This is a genomic window from Prevotella sp. AM23-5, from assembly GCF_003473645.1.
Classification (GTDB): Bacteria; Bacteroidota; Bacteroidia; order Bacteroidales; family Bacteroidaceae; genus Prevotella; species Prevotella copri_A.
Genome location: NZ_QUCG01000026.1, coordinates 23,675 through 45,677, shown reverse-complemented (window position 1 = coordinate 45,677; position 22,003 = coordinate 23,675). Strand labels below are relative to the sequence as shown.

Sequence of the window (22,003 nt, the reverse complement as noted above, 5' to 3'; positions counted from 1 at the left end):
TCCCAGTGTTTTCCTTCCTTTGCTAGAGCGTCAAAGAGTTGCTGCTTCTCTGAGTCTGTTGCAAATTTAGCAAAAGGAGAGAAATGAGACCAGTCATCATAGTTTATCTCTTTATCTTGGGTATTATATCTTGCATAATAATTATATTTATTATCAAATTTATCTATACAATTTTTTATAATACAAACATTAACACCTTTGAGAACACCTTGTGTTACTATATCCCCATCCTTGAACTCATTCTGTTTTTCAATCTCCAAAGTTTCAAGGTTTAACTTACCGCCACATCTATTCTCAATCTCTCTGATATAACCATAGGCAGTATTGTTATCTAACTTGCTATACTTAGCCGTTTCTGCATTTGGCATACCATCAAAATAACATCCGTTGAATTTAGTATAGTCATCAGATGCCCATTCTTTGAAGATGCACACAAATCCACAATCACTGATAAGTACATCACCCCTCTTCCACGAGAACTTTTCCCAGTCTTGCATTTCCTTGGATGGTTTAAGAAGTTGCATTCCTTTGCGGAATATAGAATCTGCTCCTGTATCAGAATACACAAAACTACATCCTTTAAACTTTTCCATACCATCACAGAAGATATTGGTCTCCCCATTTCGTTTTTCGACAACATAAAGAGATACATTAATATCACGCATTGTGTCATACAAGATTGTCTTCTCAGGCTTATCCTTTAGGAGTTTCGCTATGTTTATCTTTTCTTCCATATCACTTTACTCTTTTGAATTGAACATTCTTTCCGTCTTTTCTTGTGCTTGCGCTACAGACAAAATCACCGCAAACATTTTCATAAATGTTACTACTTATCTCATCGAAAAAACAGCCATTGCATTCTTCCTTCTCGGTCTCAACCACCTTCAAGACGATTTCTGAGCCTACAGGTAAATCTTCCATAGTTACACCTCCTCGTTGTATTTATTTTTCTTACGTTTTAAATTAGCTATTCTAGTCTCTCTAATATATTCCTCAGATTTCTTCAATCCGAGTTTCTTAGCTTGCTTTGTAACCTCGTAAACGCTTCTGCCGATGATCCTGGCAATCTGTTTATTCGAGGTGTTCGAATAAGCGACAGTCAAAGCCCTCGTCTGAGTCTCGTTCCAAGGTGTACCGGTATTATCCTGTTCATTCTCCAGGAACTCACCATCAGCATTAAGGTTGAAGCCGTTGAGGATACAGGCATTTGCTAGGGCGTTCTCGGCTCGTTTCCAGTCGAGTACCTTCTGTCCGATAATCTCGAAGCCGAGGTTGAACTTATCCGGGCATTCAGAGAAGACTTCCTTGTCAACCTTGACCGGGTAGAGAATCTCCATAGCATTGCGCATACGAGCATAAACTCCTCGGATAGGATTCGTGAAGCGTTCTGCGATGTTGACAGCGTGGATTCCGTTGTACTTATCCATCATCTCAGCAAAGCGTTCTACTGAGCTTACAAGCATACTGCTCATCAGTTCCGACATCAGGAGCATTGTGTACATCTTATGCTCTTTTACGTGATGCTTGAGGAACTGGTTATCGATGGCATAAAAGCATTTCTGGACATCAAGCTTCAAGTCATCCTCGATGTTATCAGTCATATCCATCCAGAGTTGGGACATACCGCATTCCTTCATATAGTGCATGAAGGCATCGATGAGTTCATCAGAGCACCCCTTTGTCTCTGTAATTCTCTTCTTAGTCTCAAAGCGGAAGATTTTCTTGTTCTCCTTGATGAGGTTGTATGTGTCGGTGATTTGTGTCTGAACGATTGAGGCGAAACCGCCGACCATAGAATAGAAGAGCATATAGAAGCGATTCACCTGCTCTTCGGTTGGTACTTTGACCGGAATTCTAGCTAACACCGGTCTAGAGAAATTCGGGTTCCATCCTGTCTGCATGCTACACCTCCCTCTCTACTGCCAATGCGCAACTGATACAGAAGACCATCAGGAGCGAAAGGAAAATATATTCAACCATGAAGCAGATGAATCCGTAACCTACTATGAATGCTGCGATAACGAGCAGGATCATTACTATTGTATGTTTGTATCTCTTCATATTTACTTTGATTTAATATTTCCGTATGCAGCATAGAAGCTATCAAGCTGCTGTGTTGCGTGTACCAATTTCTTGTTGTAGCTATCTCGTTCTGCCCTTGCCTCAGAGATGAAAACGAAGCTAACGATGAATGAGATTACTACCGTTATCACGATGAACAACCATGGCAGCTTGTGAACTGCCTTGTTGATTGCTCTTCCTAGGTTTCTCACAATAACCCAGGAGTAGATCCAGATGAACACGACCGCCTGCTTTGTGGTTGCGTTCTCAATACGTTCTTTCTGTGTCATAATTCTAAATTTACTTGGTTCGGTTGCACCAGTTATCGGTAGATTTCCAATAACCAGCCATCCATATTTCTTTCTTTGTCGCATCAGGGTGCTCGTTAAGCCATTCCTCTGTCTGCTTACTTACGTCCGCCATCTTTGTCACGTTTTGATTCTCTTTCAAGCTTTCTGTTTAAAACCTCAAGAGGAGATTTCTTAATATCAATACCTTTCAGTCGGCAGTACTCTTCATAAGACACGGCGTTTCTCCTAGCTTCTTCGTCCGCTTTCTTCTGAAGTAATACATTCTTTTGACTCTCAATCTCGGCTCTCTTCTCGTACACCTTACACATGTACCTTTCGAGAGCGATGAATAACTTCTGTGGATTTACAGTCCTGCCTACATAAATCTCACCGTACTCACCCATGGAAAATTCATAGAAGAATCGTGTAAGCTCTCCTGGAGATACATGGTAATATTCCTGCCTGATACGCTGTGCAATCGCCTTGAACTGATAAGGAGTAGTAGCATCGAATGCACCTATAACCATAAACAGGTCAATAACCATTGTTTTGATCCACCATTCGCTTGCTCCTTCCTTGAAATACTTGTCGATTTCCACGAACGAAAGTCCGCCGTTCTTTACAGAGTCATACACCGTAGGAACGCTGCTGATTCTCTTTTGAAGAGTCGGGTATTTATTCAAGAACAAAGCGTATTGCGCGCCAAATTCCCCGATTGCCTTTTTGTACTCATCCGGCAAGGATTGAGTTGATCTTGTTGAAAGTTCGTTGCTGCTGTTCATAACTATTTATGCTGTTATTTTTCGGAGCGTACAACCCGGAATAGTTGTTTCCCATAGAATGCTCAACGATAACCTTTGCGTATTCTGGATTTCCGTTCGACATCTTTAAAAGCTTCTTTTTAAGAGCCGCAAGACCACGAGGTTGATACTTCTGACGTTTCTCTTTCTTGTATGCAAGCCACATATCAAGAGCCTCTTTGCAAGGGTAAATCTCCTCATGCTGCACTTCTTCCTGTTGCCCTTCTTCTTCTTCAAAGTCGGATAAATCTTTGCCTAACGAGAACGCAGCACCCATACAAAAGACTTTCTGTTTCTCTGCGTCATTAGGAAACAACTCGCTAGACTTCTGGCGTATATTAGTTGGTAACATCATAAGCTATTGTATGTAATTTTGTTGTCTTTCTATATCATGCTGAATATGCAGTAGTGCGATATATTCATCAGAATCAGGAAAATCAAATCCAGCTTCCTCTTTTGCCCACGATTTGAAATCAGAAATTGATTTACTCATTTCGTCTTTCGTAAGGTCAGCAGAAGAGCGGAGATACTTATAGCATTCTCCTGTAAATTTATCAATCCCTTCTCTGAGGAATATATCTTTGTTCACTACCAGCTTATAGAAATGCGTCTTAACTTCGTCTAGAGTGTAGCCGTATTGGAGGCCGAATGCAGATAGGAGCAAATGAAGATAGGCATTCTGCCTCAAAGAACGTCCACGTTTCTCTTTCAGCTCTACCATCGCGCCTTTGTTCTCCAACTCGGCTACTTTTGTCCTAAACGTTTCAAGTTCAAACACATTTTTCAGGTTAAACCACATAAGCGTTGAATGTTTGTTTGATTAGCTCGACTCCCCTATTAAAAGGGAAGGCCCCCGCCACCCTGTTGTTGCGCCTGCTGTCCGGCCTGGATGGGATTCGGAGAATTACCTGGAGGTGTTCCACCGCCAAACATTGCATTGCCGCCTGCCTGTGGTGGAACATATCCGCCTGCCGGAGCATTGACGTTCTGTTGAGGGTTAAGAGGAGGATTCTGCGCAATCGGCATGAGCTTCTCGACTTTCCATGCGTTGATAGAATTAAAAAAGCACCCCTGATATTCGTGTGCAGAGATATCGAAACTAACCTTTACGGCCTCTCCGATCTGGAGAGCAAAGCTGTTGATTCTATCCTCTCCAAAGACCTGAAAGCAAACCATTTTCGGATATTGTTCCTCTGTGGTAATCACGAATTCCTGCGATTTCCATTCTCCTCTTGCAGATACGCCAGAGCGCATCGGTAAGATGTTTGTTACTTTTCCTTGAATTTCCATTTATTTTTTGTTTAAAGAATTTTTTAAAACCAAATCGGCCAGCTCGTCAAAATAAGCTGCATCCTTGATAGCGGAGTCCTGTTCGCCCGTAACCTTTGATGCTATTGAGCCTTTCTGCATAATCAAGCTATAAAGATAGCCGTCGATGGTATTTGCGCCCATAAGAATCCACGATGTAACCGCATTCTTCTGGCCGTTACGATAGGCGCGGCATTCGCACTGCGACAAGTCCGCCATCGTCCACGGGAGTTCGACGAACACCACGTTGGAAGAAGCCGTAAGCGTAAGACCTACGCCGGCCGCCTTGATGGAGCAGATGATGATTCTCTTTTTCTTAGCCTGAAAAGAATCAATAGCCCATTGTTTCTGCTGCTGACTATCAGAGCCGGTTACGGTGCAAACCTCATCAGGGAACTCTTTCTTGATTACACTAACGACATCACGATGCTCGGCAAATACGATTATCTGTTCTTCGGTGTCATGGAGAAACTCTATAGTCGCCTTCATTTTTCCTCGTCCGGATATCGAGCGAAGGTTCATAAACCTGACAAGAGCCTTCATTCTAAGCTTTTTCCTAGCCTCTTCCTCGGAGCAGCTCTTGTATTCGAGAAGGAACGTGAGCAGGTCTTTCTGACAGGTATCGTACTCTTCCTGCGTTTCCGGGTCGAGGGCAACGCTGATGGTCGTTCTGGTCAGATCCGGCAAATCCTTGAGAACATCTTTCTTTTCCCTGCGGAAATAGCACGTTTCGTGTATCTTCCGATTAAGCTCTTCAAGATTCTCGTTCTCACCGTACCTGTTACAAAACTCGCCAAACCCTCCGAACTCGTCGTTCAGACGACCGAGGATAGCAAGCTGGCAGGCCAGGTCTGTTGCGTGATTGACAACGGGCGTACCTGTAAGCTCATAGATATACTCCTTACCCTGGCACAATCCCATGATAATTTTAGACTGCCTTGTTGATGGATCCTTGACTCTTGCAGACTCGTCGATAATCACAGACTTGATAATCTTCAGTTCATCACGAAACAGGAAGTTTTTCAGCCGTAACGGTTTCGGACCGAGGCTTACGACGAAGTATTTTGCAAGCGACTCGTAATTGCATATCACTACATCATACAGGTTCATCTTAGTAAGATGATATCCGTATGTCGCATTGACGGAATCGGTAAGAATGAGAGGTCGGAGGTTCGTAAACTTCTTTATCTCTCGTTCCCAATTAACCTTAAGTGCGGCAGGGCAAACAACAAGGCAGGGGGTTGCCTTTGCACGTTCAATGGCGACGATAGACTGAACCGTCTTGCCGGTTCCCATGTCATCGCCATTGATACAGCGCTTCATGGCAAGCTCCATGCGCACACCTTCTTCTTGATAATCGTATAATTTCGGTTTATCTGACATAATAATAAATTATAATAAACACCACATGCGGAAAGCCCATTCAAGAGCCTTCTCCCTACCACGCATATACAACTCGTCACCACGTTCAATCTTCTTATAGAATACTTTCTTCTTGGTCTTGGAGACCGCAAAGATAAAGTCCTGGTTTCCGTATCTTGGGTCTATGCTGTGCGTAAGGTCCATGTACCATGCACGGCTTCTATCCCAATCGACGAAATCGATCTGAGCCTCAAATTGCTCCTGTGATGTAGCTGCGGTGGTCTTCAAATCACCGCCGAACTCGCCGAGCCACCAGTCGAACTTGCAGCGTACCGGAAGCTCGAACTCGAAGCCCTGGTATTCCATCTTCATGTGCGGATTGATGAATGTTTTCTGACCGACCGCATTCTTCAGGACGAAATCAAGGAACCTATCCTTCGTTGCCTGTTCCTTCAGGACAGCAAGCCGGTCTAGACCCCATTTCCAATCCTTCTCCGTATATTTCTCGTCATCAACCGTCATGGCGTAATGATTGCACTTTTCTGGTTCGGTAACGAGAGCGTCAACGAGAGTTCCGAGATGGAAAGCCTTTCTCTTGTCCTCTTCCTTTACGAAGTTGAGCTGCGGGTTCAGGGCAAACTTCAACGCAGTGAGGTCCGAATTGGAGACCTCACCACGAGAATAATAAGGGTCAAACGGTTGTTCCGACATATTACTTAGCCGTTACCTCATCCTCATATCTAATATAAGGAGAAACGATATACTCTTCTTCGCTGTTTGCGTGTTTCTCACACGCCTTGCGCATGAACTCCAATCTGGAAGCAAGCTTGTCTGGAGACATCTTTGAGCCTTCAATCGTCCACCACTGCTGGATGATGTCGAGCCAGGCATTCTTATCGGTAACAACAAGGCGTTTTGTTACCTTGATTTTCTGCTTACCGGTTTCTCCAACGGAAGTCTGGGCAAAGAGCGACTGAGCCTGTGCAGTAGCGTGCTGGGCTGCATTCTCTGCATCACGCTTCTCCTGCTCAGCCGCAAGCTTTCTCTGCTGCTCTTCCTTGGCGGCTTCATCAGCCTTACGGATAGCCTCTTCCTTAGCCTTGCGTTCAGCCTCAGCAGCGGCAGCTTCTGCTTCCTTACGTTTGCACTCTTCCTCAGCAGCCTTCAGTTCGGCTTCCTTTGCCTTGCGTTCAGCCTCGGCAGCTTTCCGCTCTGACTCCTTGCGCTTGCGCTCCTCCTCGTCCTTGATACGCTGAATCTCCTCCTGCTTCTTGCGCTCTTCCTCGGCAGCCTTACGTGCTTCCTCCTCTTTGCGCTTACGCTCCTCTTCAGCCTTGCGAGCTTCCTCTTCCTTACGCTTGCGCTCTTCCTCAGCCTTCTTGATTTCAAGAAGTTCAGCAATCTTAGAATCAAACTTCATAAGAAGCTCATCACGCGTAGCATTTACGGTCTGCTTATAAGATGCAAGAAGAGAAGCGGAAACCTCCTTGTAGGCTCCATTCATAATATCCTTGGCATCATTCTCATCAATTTCGGAAGAGTATGAAGGCTTGTTATTAACGAAAAGATGTCCGAGGTCAAGAACATCAGAACACTCTGTAATACGTTTCTTAACTTCATCCTTGTTATCAAGGGTGAGAAGAGAGAACGTATTATTAAGTGAGTTGATAGCAGCAGAAGAATGCTCTGTAAGGAGATTGTTCAAGATATCAATCGTATCAGTCTTCAACTTAATCTTGGCCTCCTTGATGCGCTCCTGGCGCAGGCGTTCCTGCTCAGCCTTACGCTGCTGTTCAAGCTTGTATGCCGCATACTCGTTGCGTTTCTCCTGAATCTTATAGACAACAGAATCGGTGTTCTTGATAGAGATAAGGTTCTCCATCATAGTAAAACCCTTACGGACAATATCGAACACTTGGGTAACACCCTTACGTTTCTCCGTCATTGCTTTCTCTGTCAGTTTAGCTTTCTTGATAAACTCAGCGGCTCTCTCGTCAAGAGCATCGTTCATTCCGGAAACGCCAATATCAAACAACAGAGACTCACCTGCATTCACGCATGCCTCATAAGATTTCCTGTTGGCTTGCACCGCATTTTCCGTATCAGATTTTAGCGTTGCAATCTGTCTTGTAATATTGTTGGCTTGTTGTTGTACCAACTGCAATTCTGTATTTTCTGCCATGTATAACAATTTTAAAATGGTGAATCACTATCAACATTTACCTTTACACCTTTATCTTCCGGTGCGGCATCACCAGTACCAAAGGCTTCCTGAGTCGGTTTCTGCTGAGTCTGCATATCGATGTCGGCCTGCAACAGAGCACCAAGACCAACCTTCAGCTTAGGATAGCCCTTGAACGCATGCTTGCATGTCTTCGAGATAAGGAAGCCTGTATCAATATCCTTGAAGTACGTTCTTCCATCGCTGCCGACATAGCTTCCGCCGTAAAGAGCATTAGCCTTGCGGTCTTTTCCGCCGAATTTAGCCGAATACTCACGCAAGCGGTCGATACCTTCGCGGTCAAGAACGAAGTAATCGTAGGCATTATTCGGAAGAATAATCTTCACGTAACAAGCAACGATGTATGAATTTTCAGGTCGAGGATAAGTCTTTGCGTAATCAACGTACTTATGACCGTCTCGTTCACCGAAACGAAAATCGTCACAATTGTAAACTACGACAGGATTGTCACAACGAACAATCTGACCGGCTCGTTGGCGAAGAAGAATCTCGCCATATCCAGTATAGGTAATCTTGGCCGTATAATTCGTTTGTCTGGTATTCTTGTCGTAGTTACTGTAGCCCATGAGGTAGCAGAGTGTCGTAGTTCCCTTTTCGAGAGACAATCCGTTAATTGCCAAGTTCATGAAGGCATCGTGAATATTCAATGACGGAGCCTTTTCAAGATAGCCTTTGAACGGACCATTGAGAAGTTCTTCGTTGAAGAACGCCTTCTGTTCTTCAAAAAATACGTCTCCGCCCTCTCCGAACTTCTGATTGTACACCTCGATAAATCTGTCTCTTGCCAAATCGCAAATCTGATTATGAGGCGTTTTGTTTAACTGCTCTATATCCATTTGTATAGAATTAAAAATTAATGTACTCTATTGATATAACTGAAGTAAGTTTCCACGTTAATCTTTTCGCCTTTAGAGTTAACTCTTTCGTAATAACGTGGAGTCTTACCGAGCTTTCTTCCCGTACCCTCTATATAGTCTAGGAAGACAGCTCTAGCCGCCAGAGCTCTAGCTTTCTTCGTGTCGAGTTCCATCAGACAGGAATGAACCTCTCTCAGATGGATCACGGCAGCAGCTTCACCCGGCGGCATAGATGCGATGATTTCGTTGATTCTACTCATTATACCTCCATAATAGGAATCTCAGGACAGAGTTTGCGAATCTTGTCAAGCTCCGTATTGATGATCTTGTCGCGGGATTCTTCGATGATACATTCTGCATCAGTAGAGATAAGCGTCAGCAATGCCATATTGCCTTCAACGTGAGCGATAGTCTCGATTGAAAGCTTCTCAGGCTCGGCGCCCTTGAAGATTGGAACGTTGATAACGAACGATGGAGGAAGGTTAGAGTCTACAGCCTTCTCATAGTTGTCAGTTACAGATCCATTATCGCTGAATTCCTTCTTGATTGTTGTCTGAACCTTTGCTGAAAAGCTCTTGAGGAGATTGACGAGCTCCATGTTCTTCTCCTTCGTCTCGAAGTAAGAACGGTTGAGACGGAAGAAGTCACCAAGCTGTACCGGCTTCCACAACTTTTCATCGTTGATATGGAATTCCTTAAACTGGCGAGACAGCTGAATGGAGCCAACGATAGTCTGCATCTTGCGCATATCGTTCTCGTTTGTTACAAGGGTAACGGTAAGTTCCTCTCGATTGACCTGGATATGTGTATGCTCCTTGTCAATCTGTTCTGTACCCCAACGCTTTTCAAGGAAAGCATAGATACAAGTAATAACACCATGCACACTAAGATTCAGCGGTTCCTTGACAGGAAGCTTATAAGGGTTCTCATTACCAACCTCACGGATAACAAGCTCCGCAGAAGTCTGTCCCGGAGCAAAATTTACTTGCATTTTTTCATTGTCCATTTTATAAAATGTCTAAAAGTTAAAACAAAGTGAAAGCAGACTACATAGCCTGCTTGTCACGGATAATTGAATACATATTCTTAGGGAGTTCGTCACGTGTTGCCGGACGGGAAGAAACAAGATTGCCCTCCTTGTCATAGAAGGCAGTCATCTTTGCTTCACGGTCAACGAACTTGTAAACCTTCTCGTTAACCATACTACCCTTCTGCTTGATTTCCTTAAGGAGAGAAGAAATCTCTTCCTTGATAGGCTTCAGCTCTGCCTTTTTCTGCTCGCGGAAATCCTTGATTTCCTCCTCGATGTCAGATGCACGTGCAGACTGAAGAGCGAACAGATCCTTCTTCTTCATCAGCTCATCAGAGTTGAATCGCTTGACGAACTCCATCTTCTCAACAGAGTCCGCGTTGTTGGCGAGGAAGTCCTCACGCTCCTCCAGGTCCTCGTACTCGTGACCGAGGGTTGCAGCAATAGTTGCTTTTTCTTTTGCCATTGTTATATGAATTAATGTGTTAATACTCGACGCCAGCGTCCACGCTTAAATTTCTTGTCCGCGTGAATTCCGAACAATTCTGGTGTTGTTACGCCATTCATCAACGGAAGCACATTGCCCTTCTTCAAAATACTTTCGAAATGTGAAGAAGTGACAGGAGCGTGACAGATGATGTTCTTCTTGACATCATACAGGTTTCCGTACTTTGATACTACGCCCATTACTCGCCCTCCTCTATTACTTTCAATAACTCACGGAGACCTTCAACGCCTGGCATCTCTCCGCTTTTTACTTTCTCCTGGAGTTCATCGAGCTTCTTCATCTTAGCGAGGAAAGAGTTCTTCTTGTCCTCAAGCGAATTGAGGCGCTTGGTGATTGCCAGTTCCTGGTTGTCACAGAGAATGATGTCCAATGCGATGCCGGCGAAAAGGTTCGTGTTATTCTCCTTCTTGCCTTCATCATCAATCTCGTCGATATCACGAGTAAACTGGTTCTTGCCGTCGATAACCTTCTTAAGCTCATTGAACTCAGAAGGATTCTTCGAGATGTCGAATGCTCTGTCAATAAGAGCCTGCTTGTCAATTACTACACTGACGATAATCTTGTCTTTGTCCATAATTTAAAATATTTATAATTAAACTACTAGTCTTCCTTATCCCAACCAAGGGATTTTGTGATAAACGCACCTGCTGCGAACATTAGTACCGTCAGCAGAAAACTATTGAAAATGATAACCATATCTTTTAGATTTTACACCTTATTATAATATAGTACAGTCAGAAGGAGGGTAATCAACGATTTTCCACTCATCCTTCTTCACCTTGATAGCCTTGCGGAATATCACGACGGATTCGCCGTTGTGACGTTTCCTGTTGTGGGCGATAAGTCTTGCCACGACAGCCTTTGTAGTTATAGAGAACTCTCTTAGCTTTGATGTGTAGAGGCTCTTGACATCGCATATCACAATCTTATCGCCTTCCCGGTAAACGAAGTCGGCAGTATAGTTATGCCCGTAAAGCAGTGACCTTCTCTCGTACTTGACCTTAGTCTTAAGCTGCTTTGGTTTCAGCATCCATACCGGATTGATTGCAGTGATGGTTACCTGCCTGTGGATGCAGCTTATGCCAGGATCATCGAGGATGTACTGCAAGTACAGGTACTCTTCCCTGGAATCGTATTCGTTCCCATCGGGAGCGTAATACTTCTTTGACCCTACTCGTCCCATGCCGCACCCGCCTCCTTTGCGGGATTCTTGTAGAGATGATTGAACGCTGCCTCGCCGAAGCGCTGCCACTTACCGTTATTCCACTGCACGAGATACTCGTCCTTGAAGGCCTCCTGCTTTCCTTCTGTGTGCTCGGGCTTCAAACGGACGAGAATGTCCCTTCCATTCTGTTCAATACTCTCGACGCATTCTAGCTTCTTGAGCTCCCTGATATTCTCCTTGCGGATTCTTATTGTCTTTTTTACCTTCATATTGTTTCCAACTCAAAACAATCGGGAGGAGGCCGAATTGACGACCTCACTCCCTCCATTAAAAACTTAAAAACTAAAAAACTTATGACATATACATTGCCGTGCCTCGTGCAGGACTCGAACCTGCGACTTACGCAGTCCAATATGGTGACTACAGCTCTAACCAGCTGAGCTAACGAAGCAATCCTCCTACTTTCACAAGCGGGAGGAGTATTTATGGAATAATTGAATCATTTATTGCTGAACGCCTTCAGACCCTAAGATAATATAAAACAAATAAACCTTCCATGAACAAACTTATAGTAAACCCAGGGGAGACTCGAACTCCCAACCTCGCGGCTGATTCCACGGCTCTATCCAGTTGAGCTACTGGGCTAGTTTCAACGTTTTAATTAAAATTTAGGAAAAATGAAAAGTATCTTTTGGAGTGGCGGATGGACTCGCACCATCGACCTCCAAGGGCCTTCCCCTGGCGCTCTGCTACTGAGCTACGCCACCTGAATATATATCAACTACGCACAATAGGCTATTTTAAGGCGCCCGATACTCACGTACAGAGCGCACGAAACTAAAAATAAATCTAAATAATAAAAATACGATCACCTCCTCGCCAGGATAGTTAACCAGAACGCATTTTAAACTAAAATTATACTCACAATTTTCATTCTTCGTGGATCTGGGACGAGTCGGACGTTCCTGTCTCCGGATGATGTCCCCGGCGCTCTACCGTTGAGCTACAGATCCGTATTGTGCAGTCTATCTTCACAGACGGGCTGCACTTGTTATGCAAAACATTATTAATAAAATGTAATCTAGAAACAAGATATGAGCCTGTCTTCACAGACAAGCAACACACTGAATAAAAACAGCGTAGAGGCACATTATGCCTCCAACTAAATCCAAAAGTATAATCTATGGGAGATGAAGAGGGACTCGAACCCCCACCAACGACGATAAGAAATCGGTATCATCTAGTTGTCGCCGTGCTTCCATTACACCAATCATCTCTTTAGAACCTCAAGTCTGTGTATTCTACACCTTATATATAATATAAGAGGCTTGCCAACGCCAACCATTCTCGATGGTGGACTTGCATGGCCATAGGGTTCTTTGACTCTCCGGTGCCGGGGTTATAGGTCCAGGCACCTTCGGCCAGAGATTTACATCTTCTTCTCATTGATCCTCCGCTTACCACGACAATTCTTCGTTCCGTGGCAGTTCGGCGGATGGGAAATTTATGAAAGAGTAAATCATGTCTAACTGGTCTTCCGTGCTACGTGCGTTCCTTCTGGGCATCTTCGCTATAGGTTCCCGACCTGAGATAATTAAATCCGCTCTACCCGTACTATCTTACACGTACACTAACGCTATAATGCGCTATATGTCCAATATGTCAAAGAACTACTTCTCCAATCCTTTCCGAACCTCTCCCGATGCAAGATTGTAGCTGCCCGAACTACCTACTTTATAAGGTCGTGGGCTTATCTTTGCACCGTTTGAGATACACACGAAACGGAATTAGTAAGATAGTGTGAACCAGACGAGATTCGGACTCGTGGCCTATCCCTTAGGAGGGGATTGCTCTTCCGCTGAGCTACTGGTCCATTTTGGAGCGGACTAACCAATTAAAAATCCGCTCCATCATTCACCGCTGTGAACTAAGCTAACAATACCCAACTAACAATGAGTTGTTTCCAGAACCCTCACGGGCAAATTCAAATATATGTGAAATATGTTAAAGTATTCTATCCTTGGACATCAACATACCTTGTGTCCTTCAATCAGCTCATCAACATCAGACTTTTTGAAGAATGCGGTGTTACCTATCATATAATGATGAATCTGGCCGCTCCTTCTCAAGTCGTGTATGTATCCTGTGCTCATACCAATATATTTGGCGAACTCTTTTGTGGAGAGCCATATCTTTTCGACAGGCTCTACTGATACTTTCTTGCGAGGCATAGGCTATTTCTCAATTAATGGAAGGATATCATGTTTCTTTAACTCATCATACAAGAATAGTCTTCCTTTCTGAGTCCACTTTGTGTGCATTACAGAACCTGCACTACCATCACGATGAGTGATAGAAACTGTTTCTGACTGAACGTAACCACAAGGGAGATACTTTGCGTAGAGAATCCACTGACCACCAACTTTACGTTGAACGCCGAAGTTTCTCAGCAAGATATTGAACGCTTTTGCTGATTGACCGTAGTCTTGAGCAATCTGTGTCGTTGTAACGGTCTCCTTGCTCGAAAGGATTGTATCAACATAACTAACCTTTGGCTGCATCTCGGTGATTGTAGCCGAGAGCTGTACAATCTCTTTGTTCTTCGATTCTAGAGCAAGCTGTTGTTGCTCTATCTTCTCCTGCTGCTTTGCTGCAAGCATAAGGGCCTCGGAGAAAGACTTAGGTACTTGATACTGCTCCAGGTGATTCTTCTTCTCAAGTTCTTCAAGCTTATTTATTATTTTCTCACGGAGCAAAGCGTCATAGCCGCTCGCTAAAATCAAGCAACCCTTTGGTGTTAGCTCAAACATTGGCCTCACCTCTCCTTTTTTATCTTTATAATTAACCAATCCAAAGTTGGATCCGTTAACTCCCTGCTCTATCAATGAACGAATGTCACGCATCACATGAGCATGCTTTTTCCCGGTTATCTCTGCAATTTCGAGAGATGTCATTGTATCGGTTCTTCCGAGTTTTATAATTTCCTCCATACTTTAATCTTTTAAAGTTTACTACTCAACCGGAACAGCGGTGATAATCGCTGTATGGTTCTTATAGTCTGCCGAAGTTGAGTATTTGAGTACACCCTTCGGCAAATCTTCGTATTGAGCAAGCTGATAGGCGTATGTTACTGCCGACCGAACTGCTCTTGCGGATTCAAGCAGGAAGACTTCAAATTTTCCTGGCTTGATGCCCAATATGTCCTGTTTTGTTATTCTTGCGACCTTTTTCATCTTTGTTACTTAAATAAACCATTAAAAATTTGGCGTTGTGCGAAAAAAGTCGTATATTTGCAGTGTCAATGTAAAGTACGTACTTTCGGTCGCACAAGCCTCCGTTTGTAACGGCTTTGTTGGTTACTCGACCGTCAACGAGTGCAAAGGTACATGAATTTCGTGTAATCACCAAGTAATTTACACGTTTTTCTTGTACCGTTAACCTTTATTAGCACTTTAGACGGTTTTAGTTACGTATATAAAACTAAAAATGTATGGCAGTAACAGAAAATCGTGTAGCAGGACTACAAGAAAGACTGAAGGAAGTAATGAAGTGCGAACAGCTTAACAAGCAACAGTTCATGAATGTGACCGATATAAGTAATATCGGCAGGAAGCTCGACGGCAAGGTTGCTATCACCAAGATGGACATAAGTAAAATGAAACATTCATTGCTGGTTAATGACCAATGGCTTGAAACCGGCGTTGGTCCGATGTACTTGCCTGAGAAGCTAGAGGAGAAGACAAAAGAGCTAAACAGAATGTCCGGCAGCTATCCTCATCTACACATTGCTGGAGACTTGATAAAAGAGGAAATAGAACGAGCAGCTCAGCATGCAAAAGACTGCTCGAGTCCATCAACGTCAGTAATAGCAAGTATGTTTGGCCACCATAACAACCAGAATATCGAAACTGGCACAGAACGAGCAAAAGAGCGAGAAGAGCAGTCTTTAATAGACAAGAATGCACAGCTCATTCAGATCATCAACGCACAGAACGAGACTATCAAGTCTAAGGACAGCGAGATTCGTCTTCTCAGGAAGATTCTTGCAGATAACGGAATCGAGGTATAACATTATTATATATAAGGATTATGAAGAAGGTATTATTAGCAGCAGTATTTGCTTTGGCAGGAGTGTCATTTTTCTCTTGCAGTAGTAGCAGTAGCGATGACGAACCATTCTCAATGAACGAGAGAGCCATCACCTTACAAAAGGGAGATAAGTACACTATCACCCATACAGGTAAGGCTTCCTGGTCTTCTGAAGACACCTTTGTCGCATCCGTGAACGACGGAGAGGTCACAGCCAATCACGTCGGTGAGACCGCCATATACGCAATATCCGGAGGATCCAAGAGCCAATGTAACGTTACAGTGAGAGGCCTATATAATTATTTCAGAGAGCCATTATGCAAGATGAATGCAACACCTGAGGATGTAATGAGGTACGAGACCAGAAGCCTTGATACAAAGAGAAGCGACAGGACAATGCTTTTCTACTATCCAGCGATGAACGAGGATATCGATGTCGTAGTATACTCTTTCAAGAAAGACAAACTGGAGAGTGCCTTCGTTGCGATGACAATGCACGGAAACTCTTCCCAGGCATTACAGATGATGAATCGTTTCATGAGCGAAAGGTATCTAGGTGGCATCGCAAGTCAGGGGTACGTTTACATAAACGCCAAGTCTGTTGACGCAGCAAGTAAGCAGGTATTCGTTTCAAACACAATATCTGGTTATGAAGGAATAACGGCAGCGTTATATACGCCATTAAAATAGCAAAAACAGCATTTTTGTGAGTAATATGTGAGTGCAGTATTATTCGATGAACCTAAGCATCAGAGCGTTAGAGATTTACCAATACATGCGAGAGTCTTCCCAAGCCTGTGAGGCGGGTTCGACTCCCGTATCTCGCTCCATCTTCGATATAAGATACCGATATTTTTTATACCTTTGCATCAGATTTCAGAAAGATAAGAATTTCTTTTCTAACAGGTACGGGTCCCTTTTTAATTAGGTACGAATTCCTTTTCAGAAAGATTTAGGTATCGAGAAAGAAATAGATGATATTCTATTATGGAACTAACGAATAAAACAAATAACAAACAATATAAACAGATCATGAAAGAGCTTTGGGCTACTGGAGACACCCAGAAGGTAGCAGAGGGCGTACTCGGCTTCGACTACATCTGGCAATACCAATTGTAAAGACAATACAAATAGGTATTATTAGAAGGTAAAAAGATAACGTAAAGTCCGGTAAGGCAAGCGAAAGCTTGATTCTTACCGGACTATTTTTTTTATGAAATGGTCTGATGCTTAAGAAAAATTAAAGCCAATAGCTTAAGATAAATAAAGCCAATAGATGGCTGCAAGAACAGCTACGAGAATAACTCCCACCACCGTCTTGACCAAACAGGTTGCAACCTTCTTCAGGGTAAAGAGACCAACAACCAGCGCCACCAGGGCAAAAGCATAATAAAGGAAATTATTATCCATTTCGTCCCTCCTTTCTGAATGGCTTGCGGTTTGCCTCCTTAGGATTTCTGCCTCTTTCATCGAAAGGTCTGTTGTCTTCCTTCATCGCTCTGACGAATTCATTTGGAATCGGAGTTTCGAATTCCATTGGCTGATGGGTTACCGGATGATAGAAGCAGAGAACATAGGCGTGCAGGCAAAGGCGACCGCATGGATCATCACCATTACCATACTTGATGTCTCCACATACAGGATGACCCATATCGGCTGTATGAACACGAATCTGGTTCTTGCGGCCTGTCTCCAACTTATACTCTACCAGAGAATGCGCTGTGGTTCGTTGCAGGGTATGGAAATGGGTAACAGCATACTTGCCCCCATTGTCAGTATCGCTGGCAAAGGTAATGTACGCCTTGTTGTCCTTCAACCAGTTGGCAACCGTACCTTCATCTTCCTCCATCTCTCCAGAAACCAGCGCCACGTATCGGCGGTCATATACATTATGGTGCCAGTCGTCTTCCAGGGCAAGTTCAGTCTGCTTGTCCTTGGCGTAAATCATCAAGCCCGAAGTATCTCTGTCAAGGCGGTGCACTACGTGAGCCTGACAGTTCTGACGGGTCTTGTGGAAGTAATCATCCAATACGCTCTTTACATTCAGGGTAGAATGACCGGCAGCCATACTGAGAATGCCTACGTTCTTTTCAATGACGATGAGATAACGATCCTCATAGACAATCTTAAGATAACGGCTCTTGAAGACATCCTGGTTCTTCTTGGTCTTGCTTACGCTCACCTTCATGCCAGGTTTCAGGGTATAGTCAAACTGGGTGATGGTTTTTCCATCTACCTTGATTCCCCTGCCCTGCAGAGTCTGCTTCACCTTGGTCTTGCTAGGACCTTTCACGTTTTCCATCAGCCATTCCAACAACTGAGCAGGCTTTTCCACCTTGTAGTGGTCGTATTCATTGGGATTTCCGTAGCCATAAGCATTGTTGGTGTGCTTACTAAAATTTCCTTTTCTATTTTGTTGTCTCATGTTCTAAAACCAATTTCGTGTTTTGGATTCATCTTTTGTTCTTAACACTCAAACCGAAGAATCAGCCCCTATTGGCGCCAATTCAGCCTACAAAAGTAAGACTTTTCTGCAAAATAACAAAGAGGAGACCAGTTTTTAACTAAAAATTAGTAACTTTTGCCAATAAAACATTGATATACAAATAATTTTTCGTACCTTTGCACCCAAATAAAGATAAAATCAGATAAAAAGATATTTAGAAATAAGGAATGATTACAGTAACAAATCTTGCAATTCAATTCGGTAAGCGAGTGCTTTACAAAGATGTAAACCTCAAGTTCACACATGGTAATATTTACGGCGTAATCGGTGCCAACGGTGCCGGCAAGTCAACTCTTCTCCGCGCCATCAGCGGCGATCTGGAGCCAAACAAGGGAACTGTGGAGATGGGACCAGGCGAGCGCCTTTCCGTTTTGGAGCAGGACCACTTCAAGTATGACGAGTTCCGCGTGATGGACACCGTTCTGATGGGTCATCAGCCTTTGTGGGAAAACATGAAGGAGCGCGAGCGCCTCTACTCTAAGCCAGAGATGACTGAAGAGGATGGTAACCTCGCAGCAGAATTGGAGCTTAAGTTTGCCGAGATGAACGGTTGGGAGGCTGAGAGCAATGCTGCCCAGTTGCTTCAGAACCTTGGCGTAAAAGAAGATCGCCACGACAAGCTCGTAGGTGAGCTTTCCAACACAGAGAAGGTGCGCGTGATGTTGGCGAAGGCTCTCTTCGGTAACCCAGACAACCTCCTCCTCGATGAGCCTACCAACGACCTCGACCTCGACACTGTAGAGTGGCTGGAGGAATACCTCAGCAACATCGAGCAGACTGTTCTCGTGGTTTCTCACGACCGTCACTTCCTCGATGCAGTCAGCACACAGACCGTGGATATTGACTTCGGTAAGGTAACTATGTTTGCCGGCAACTACTCTTTCTGGTACGAGAGTTCTCAGTTGGCTCTCCGTCAGGCTCAGAACCAGAAGATGAAGGCCGAGGAGAAGAAGAAGCAGTTGGAGGAGTTCATCCGCCGATTCTCTGCCAATGTGGCTAAGAGTAAGCAGACCACATCCCGCAAGAAGATGTTGGAGAAGCTGAATGTTGAGGAAATCCGCCCATCTAGCCGTAAGTACCCAGGCATCATCTTCCAGATGGACCGTGAACCAGGCAACCAGATTCTGGAGGTTGAAGGCTTGAAGGCTTGCGATGAGGACGGAACAGTACTCTTCGACAACGTAAACTTCAATATCGAGAAGGGTGAGAAGGTAGTATTTCTCTCTCACAACCCTAAGGCGATGACTGCCCTCTTCGAGATTATCAACGGCAACCGCAAGGCTGACGCAGGTGAATATAAGTGGGGTATTACCATCACAACAGCCTATCTCCCACTCGACAATACAGAGTTCTTCCAGAGCGACATGAACCTCGTAGATTGGTTGAGCCAGTATGGTCCAGGCAACGAGGTGGCTATGAAGGGTTACTTAGGTAGAATGCTCTTCAGCGGTGAGGAAGTACTGAAGAAGGTGAACGTGCTCTCAGGAGGTGAGAAGATGAGATGTATGATTGCCCGCATGCAGTTGCAGAACGCTAACTGTCTGATTCTCGATACTCCAACCAACCACTTGGACTTGGAGAGTATCCAGGCATTCAACAACAACCTGGTAGCATTCAAGGGTAATGTACTCTTTGCCAGCCACGACCACGAGTTCATCAACACCGTGGCAAACCGTATCATTGAGCTCACTCCTTCTGGAACCATCGACAAGCTGATGTCTTATGATGAGTACATCTACGATGAGGCTATCAAGGAGCAGAAGGCTAAAATGTACGGAGTACAATAATAATAGAAAACCATATTAATTCATTTAGTTTTATACAAGTGCCAATTCGATGAGAATCGAGTTGGCACACTTTTTGTCAAAACAACCAATAAAAGAATAATCATGTTTAAAAAATTTAAGGCTATGTCAAAAGAAAAGAAAATAAATATAGAGGACGGTAACGCAAAGGAGCAGGTTCTCAATGAGAATGCAGAACAGAACGCTACCCAGAATAACGATAACGTAGAGAATAAGGCTGATGAGCAGAATGCGGAAAAGGCTGACACAAAGTCGGCAGATGCTGACAATCAGACAGAGAATACTGACAATGAGGCAGACAAGGCAGAAGTTGACCCTCTGAAGAAGGCTCAGCAGGAAGTAGAAGAGCTCAAGAAGGCTTTGCTTTACAAGACTGCCGAGTTTGAGAACTACCGCAAGCGCACCATGAAGGAGAAGACTGAACTGATTCTCAATGGTGGCGAGAAGACCATCTCTGCCATCCTTCCTGTCCTCGACGACTTTGAGCGCGCACTCGCCGACAAGAGCGAAGATCCTAAGGCTATCAAGGAAGGTGTACAGATGATTTTCAACAAGTTCATCAAGACACTCGAAGGTCTTGGCGTGAAGAAGATTGAGACTACAGACAAGGATTTCGATGTAGATTTCCACGAGGCAATCGCTATGGTACCAGGAATGGGCGATGACAAGAAGGGAAAGGTAATCGACTGCGTACAGACTGGTTACACCCTCAACGACAAGGTGATTCGTCACGCTAAAGTAGCAGTAGGTCAATAAAAATATAGAGAAAAATGGCAAAGAGAGACTATTACGAGGTGCTGGGCGTAGATAAGCAGGCATCAGAAGACGAAATTAAGAAAGCTTACCGCAAGATAGCCATCAAATATCATCCAGACCGCAACCCTGGCAACAAGGAGGCAGAGGAAAAATTCAAGGAAGCTGCCGAAGCATACGAGGTTCTTCACGACCCTCAGAAGCGCCAGCAGTACGATCAGTTTGGATTCAACGGTCCTCAGGGAGGATTTGGCGGTTTCGGCGGTGGCGCAGGTATGGACATGAACGACATCTTCTCGATGTTTGGCGACATCTTCGGCGGTCACGGTGGATTCGGTGGCGGTTTCGGCGGATTTGGCGGAAATGCCCAGCCACAGCAATACCAGGGTAGAGACTTGCGCGTACAGGCTAAGCTTACTTTGGAAGAGGCTTACGCAGGTTGCACCAAGAAGTTCAAGATTCGCAAGGACGTTCCATGTTCTTCTTGCCATGGTACAGGATGCGAGAGTGGTTCTCTGCCAGAGACCTGCCCTACTTGTCACGGAACAGGTTACACCGTTCGCACTGTCCGCTCTATGTTCGGTACGATGCAGACCCAGGCTGCCTGCCCTACTTGCGGCGGCGAAGGTCACATTATCAAGAACAAGTGTAAGGCTTGCGGCGGCGACGGAATCGTAACTGGCGAGGAGGTTGTAGAAATCAACATCCCAGCTGGCGTTGATGATGGAATGGTTGTAACAGTTCCAGGAAAGGGAGGCGCTGGTAAGCACAATGGCGTAAACGGCGATCTTCAGGTGATTGTACGTGTAGAAAAGAGTGAGAACTTTGAGCGTAAGGACAAGGATCTCTACTACAATCTCGTACTCGACTTCTCTACAGCCGTTCTCGGTGGTGAGGTAGAAATCCCTACATTGGAGGGAAAGACCACCATCAAGATTGAACCGGGCACCCAGCCGGGCAAACAGGTTCGCCTTCGTGGCAAGGGAATGCCAGCCATCCAGGGATACGGTTATGGAAGAGGAGACATCATCGTGAACATCACTGTCTATATTCCTAAGACGCTGAACAAGGAGGAGAAGGAACTGGTGAAGAAGTTCAAGGAGTGCGAGAACTTCCAGGCCGACAAGGCTACCAAGAAGTCTCTCTTCGACAGCATCAAGAATCTCTTCAATAAATAACTCTCTCCCATCATGAGGAGAAAGTGATTTCTAGAGAACAATATCTTTC

General features: G+C 44.5%; 30 protein-coding genes, 5 tRNA genes and 2 pseudogenes. 6 read left to right on the top strand and 31 right to left on the bottom strand.

The annotated features are described in order from the left end of the window. The 29 genes and pseudogenes from DW657_RS08255 to DW657_RS08130 all read right to left on the bottom strand — a co-directional run. Positions 1–734 (bottom strand): hypothetical protein (locus DW657_RS08255; protein WP_147381913.1); only part of this gene is annotated, 734 nt, incomplete at its 3' end. A 1-nt stretch (position 735) separates the two neighbouring features. Beyond that, complete coding sequence (locus DW657_RS08250) at positions 736–921, bottom strand: hypothetical protein (RefSeq protein ID WP_118312139.1); 186 nt, start codon at positions 919–921, stop codon at positions 736–738. Positions 922–923: 2 nt separating this feature from the next. After that, positions 924–1,901 (bottom strand): hypothetical protein, encoded by a 978-nt coding sequence (locus DW657_RS08245; RefSeq protein ID WP_118312138.1) that lies wholly within the window; start codon positions 1,899–1,901, stop codon positions 924–926. 1 nt (position 1,902) lies between these two features. Next, positions 1,903–2,061 carry a hypothetical protein gene (locus DW657_RS17740; RefSeq protein ID WP_158577333.1) on the bottom strand — a complete coding sequence of 53 codons (159 nt, stop codon included), beginning with the start codon at positions 2,059–2,061 and terminating at the stop codon, positions 1,903–1,905. Positions 2,062–2,063: 2 nt separating this feature from the next. Further along, positions 2,064–2,351, bottom strand: coding sequence for a hypothetical protein (locus DW657_RS08240; RefSeq protein ID WP_118312137.1), 288 nt, complete (start codon positions 2,349–2,351; stop codon positions 2,064–2,066). Positions 2,352–2,361: 10 nt separating this feature from the next. Continuing rightward, the gene (locus tag DW657_RS18600; RefSeq protein WP_255415907.1) at positions 2,362–2,484 is read right to left on the bottom strand and encodes a hypothetical protein; all 123 of its coding nucleotides are present in this window, start codon (positions 2,482–2,484) and stop codon (positions 2,362–2,364) included. Beyond that, positions 2,468–3,034, bottom strand: coding sequence for a hypothetical protein (locus DW657_RS08235; RefSeq protein WP_147381912.1), 567 nt, complete (start codon positions 3,032–3,034; stop codon positions 2,468–2,470). The genes DW657_RS18600 and DW657_RS08235 overlap by 17 nt, the downstream gene beginning before the upstream one ends. A gap of 46 nt (positions 3,035–3,080) precedes the next feature. After that, positions 3,081–3,506 (bottom strand): hypothetical protein, encoded by a 426-nt coding sequence (locus DW657_RS08230; protein ID WP_118312135.1) that lies wholly within the window; start codon positions 3,504–3,506, stop codon positions 3,081–3,083. A 3-nt stretch (positions 3,507–3,509) separates the two neighbouring features. Continuing rightward, positions 3,510–3,950 carry a recombination protein NinB gene (locus DW657_RS08225; RefSeq protein ID WP_118312134.1) on the bottom strand — a complete coding sequence of 147 codons (441 nt, stop codon included), beginning with the start codon at positions 3,948–3,950 and terminating at the stop codon, positions 3,510–3,512. Between the two features lie 38 nt (positions 3,951–3,988). After that, on the bottom strand, positions 3,989–4,441 hold the full coding sequence (locus DW657_RS08220) for a DUF3127 domain-containing protein (RefSeq protein ID WP_118312133.1): 453 nt from the start codon (positions 4,439–4,441) through the stop codon (positions 3,989–3,991). Next, positions 4,442–5,842 carry a DEAD/DEAH box helicase gene (locus DW657_RS08215; RefSeq protein ID WP_118312132.1) on the bottom strand — a complete coding sequence of 467 codons (1,401 nt, stop codon included), beginning with the start codon at positions 5,840–5,842 and terminating at the stop codon, positions 4,442–4,444. It abuts the gene before it with no gap. Positions 5,843–5,851: 9 nt separating this feature from the next. Continuing rightward, positions 5,852–6,532 carry a PD-(D/E)XK nuclease-like domain-containing protein gene (locus tag DW657_RS08210; RefSeq protein ID WP_118312131.1) on the bottom strand — a complete coding sequence of 227 codons (681 nt, stop codon included), beginning with the start codon at positions 6,530–6,532 and terminating at the stop codon, positions 5,852–5,854. Position 6,533: 1 nt separating this feature from the next. Further along, positions 6,534–8,003: a hypothetical protein gene (locus DW657_RS08205; RefSeq protein ID WP_118312130.1), complete on the bottom strand. Its 1,470-nt coding sequence runs from the start codon at positions 8,001–8,003 to the stop codon at positions 6,534–6,536. An 11-nt stretch (positions 8,004–8,014) separates the two neighbouring features. After that, positions 8,015–8,851, bottom strand: coding sequence for a recombinase RecT (locus tag DW657_RS08200; RefSeq protein ID WP_147381911.1), 837 nt, complete (start codon positions 8,849–8,851; stop codon positions 8,015–8,017). Between the two features lie 65 nt (positions 8,852–8,916). Then, a complete protein-coding gene (locus DW657_RS08195) occupies positions 8,917–9,180 on the bottom strand; it encodes a hypothetical protein (RefSeq protein WP_118312128.1) in 264 nt (87 codons plus the stop codon). Then, a complete protein-coding gene (locus tag DW657_RS08190; protein WP_147381910.1) occupies positions 9,180–9,911 on the bottom strand; it encodes a hypothetical protein in 732 nt (243 codons plus the stop codon). The genes DW657_RS08195 and DW657_RS08190 overlap by 1 nt, the downstream gene beginning before the upstream one ends. Positions 9,912–9,966: 55 nt before the next feature. Further along, positions 9,967–10,416 (bottom strand): hypothetical protein, encoded by a 450-nt coding sequence (locus tag DW657_RS08185; RefSeq protein WP_118312126.1) that lies wholly within the window; start codon positions 10,414–10,416, stop codon positions 9,967–9,969. Positions 10,417–10,636: 220 nt separating this feature from the next. Further along, the gene (locus tag DW657_RS08175) at positions 10,637–11,032 is read right to left on the bottom strand and encodes a hypothetical protein (RefSeq protein ID WP_118312124.1); all 396 of its coding nucleotides are present in this window, start codon (positions 11,030–11,032) and stop codon (positions 10,637–10,639) included. Between the two features lie 144 nt (positions 11,033–11,176). Continuing rightward, positions 11,177–11,641: a DUF1064 domain-containing protein gene (locus tag DW657_RS08170; protein WP_118312123.1), complete on the bottom strand. Its 465-nt coding sequence runs from the start codon at positions 11,639–11,641 to the stop codon at positions 11,177–11,179. Next, entirely contained in the window at positions 11,629–11,892 is a 264-nt protein-coding gene (locus tag DW657_RS08165) for a hypothetical protein (protein WP_118312122.1), read from the bottom strand. The genes DW657_RS08170 and DW657_RS08165 overlap by 13 nt, the downstream gene beginning before the upstream one ends. A gap of 102 nt (positions 11,893–11,994) precedes the next feature. After that, positions 11,995–12,074: transfer RNA gene (locus DW657_RS08160), tRNA-Val, on the bottom strand. Positions 12,075–12,196: 122 nt separating this feature from the next. Next, positions 12,197–12,268: transfer RNA gene (locus DW657_RS08155), tRNA-OTHER, on the bottom strand. Positions 12,269–12,317: 49 nt separating this feature from the next. Continuing rightward, a pseudogene (locus DW657_RS08150) lies at positions 12,318–12,390 on the bottom strand. Between the two features lie 173 nt (positions 12,391–12,563). Next, a tRNA-Met gene (locus DW657_RS17735) sits at positions 12,564–12,636 on the bottom strand. A 171-nt stretch (positions 12,637–12,807) separates the two neighbouring features. Further along, positions 12,808–12,899, bottom strand: a tRNA-Arg gene (locus tag DW657_RS17730). Positions 12,900–13,424: 525 nt separating this feature from the next. Further along, a tRNA-Arg gene (locus tag DW657_RS08145) sits at positions 13,425–13,496 on the bottom strand. 154 nt (positions 13,497–13,650) lie between these two features. Next, on the bottom strand, positions 13,651–13,854 hold the full coding sequence (locus DW657_RS08140) for a helix-turn-helix domain-containing protein (protein ID WP_118312121.1): 204 nt from the start codon (positions 13,852–13,854) through the stop codon (positions 13,651–13,653). 3 nt (positions 13,855–13,857) lie between these two features. Beyond that, positions 13,858–14,613 carry a phage regulatory protein/antirepressor Ant gene (locus tag DW657_RS08135; RefSeq protein ID WP_118312120.1) on the bottom strand — a complete coding sequence of 252 codons (756 nt, stop codon included), beginning with the start codon at positions 14,611–14,613 and terminating at the stop codon, positions 13,858–13,860. Between the two features lie 21 nt (positions 14,614–14,634). Continuing rightward, positions 14,635–14,856: a hypothetical protein gene (locus DW657_RS08130; RefSeq protein ID WP_118078825.1), complete on the bottom strand. Its 222-nt coding sequence runs from the start codon at positions 14,854–14,856 to the stop codon at positions 14,635–14,637. Positions 14,857–15,113: 257 nt separating this feature from the next. On the opposite strand from DW657_RS08130, the gene DW657_RS08125 reads away from it, so the two are divergent. From DW657_RS08125 to DW657_RS18595, 3 genes are all read left to right on the top strand, one after another. Continuing rightward, positions 15,114–15,692: a hypothetical protein gene (locus DW657_RS08125; RefSeq protein ID WP_118312119.1), complete on the top strand. Its 579-nt coding sequence runs from the start codon at positions 15,114–15,116 to the stop codon at positions 15,690–15,692. Between the two features lie 20 nt (positions 15,693–15,712). Beyond that, entirely contained in the window at positions 15,713–16,402 is a 690-nt protein-coding gene (locus DW657_RS08120) for a hypothetical protein (RefSeq protein WP_147381909.1), read from the top strand. 297 nt (positions 16,403–16,699) lie between these two features. Then, positions 16,700–16,831, top strand: coding sequence for a hypothetical protein (locus DW657_RS18595; RefSeq protein WP_255415905.1), 132 nt, complete (start codon positions 16,700–16,702; stop codon positions 16,829–16,831). A 135-nt stretch (positions 16,832–16,966) separates the two neighbouring features. Here the strand turns inward: DW657_RS18595 and DW657_RS08115 are convergent, their stop codons facing one another. Both DW657_RS08115 and DW657_RS08110 read right to left on the bottom strand, forming a co-directional pair. Then, positions 16,967–17,122 (bottom strand): sulfate transporter, encoded by a 156-nt coding sequence (locus DW657_RS08115; RefSeq protein WP_117663342.1) that lies wholly within the window; start codon positions 17,120–17,122, stop codon positions 16,967–16,969. 79 nt (positions 17,123–17,201) lie between these two features. After that, positions 17,202–18,137: pseudogene (locus DW657_RS08110) on the bottom strand (RluA family pseudouridine synthase); the annotation flags it as partial. A 248-nt stretch (positions 18,138–18,385) separates the two neighbouring features. On the opposite strand from DW657_RS08110, the gene DW657_RS08105 reads away from it, so the two are divergent. The 3 genes from DW657_RS08105 to dnaJ all read left to right on the top strand — a co-directional run bounded on the left by DW657_RS08105 (position 18,386) and on the right by dnaJ (position 21,954). After that, positions 18,386–20,005, top strand: coding sequence for an ABC-F family ATP-binding cassette domain-containing protein (locus DW657_RS08105; protein WP_089542626.1), 1,620 nt, complete (start codon positions 18,386–18,388; stop codon positions 20,003–20,005). A 123-nt stretch (positions 20,006–20,128) separates the two neighbouring features. Continuing rightward, positions 20,129–20,779: a nucleotide exchange factor GrpE gene (locus DW657_RS08100; protein WP_118312117.1), complete on the top strand. Its 651-nt coding sequence runs from the start codon at positions 20,129–20,131 to the stop codon at positions 20,777–20,779. A gap of 14 nt (positions 20,780–20,793) precedes the next feature. Continuing rightward, entirely contained in the window at positions 20,794–21,954 is a 1,161-nt protein-coding gene (gene dnaJ / locus DW657_RS08095; RefSeq protein WP_118312116.1) for a molecular chaperone DnaJ, read from the top strand. Positions 21,955–22,003 lie beyond the last annotated feature (49 nt).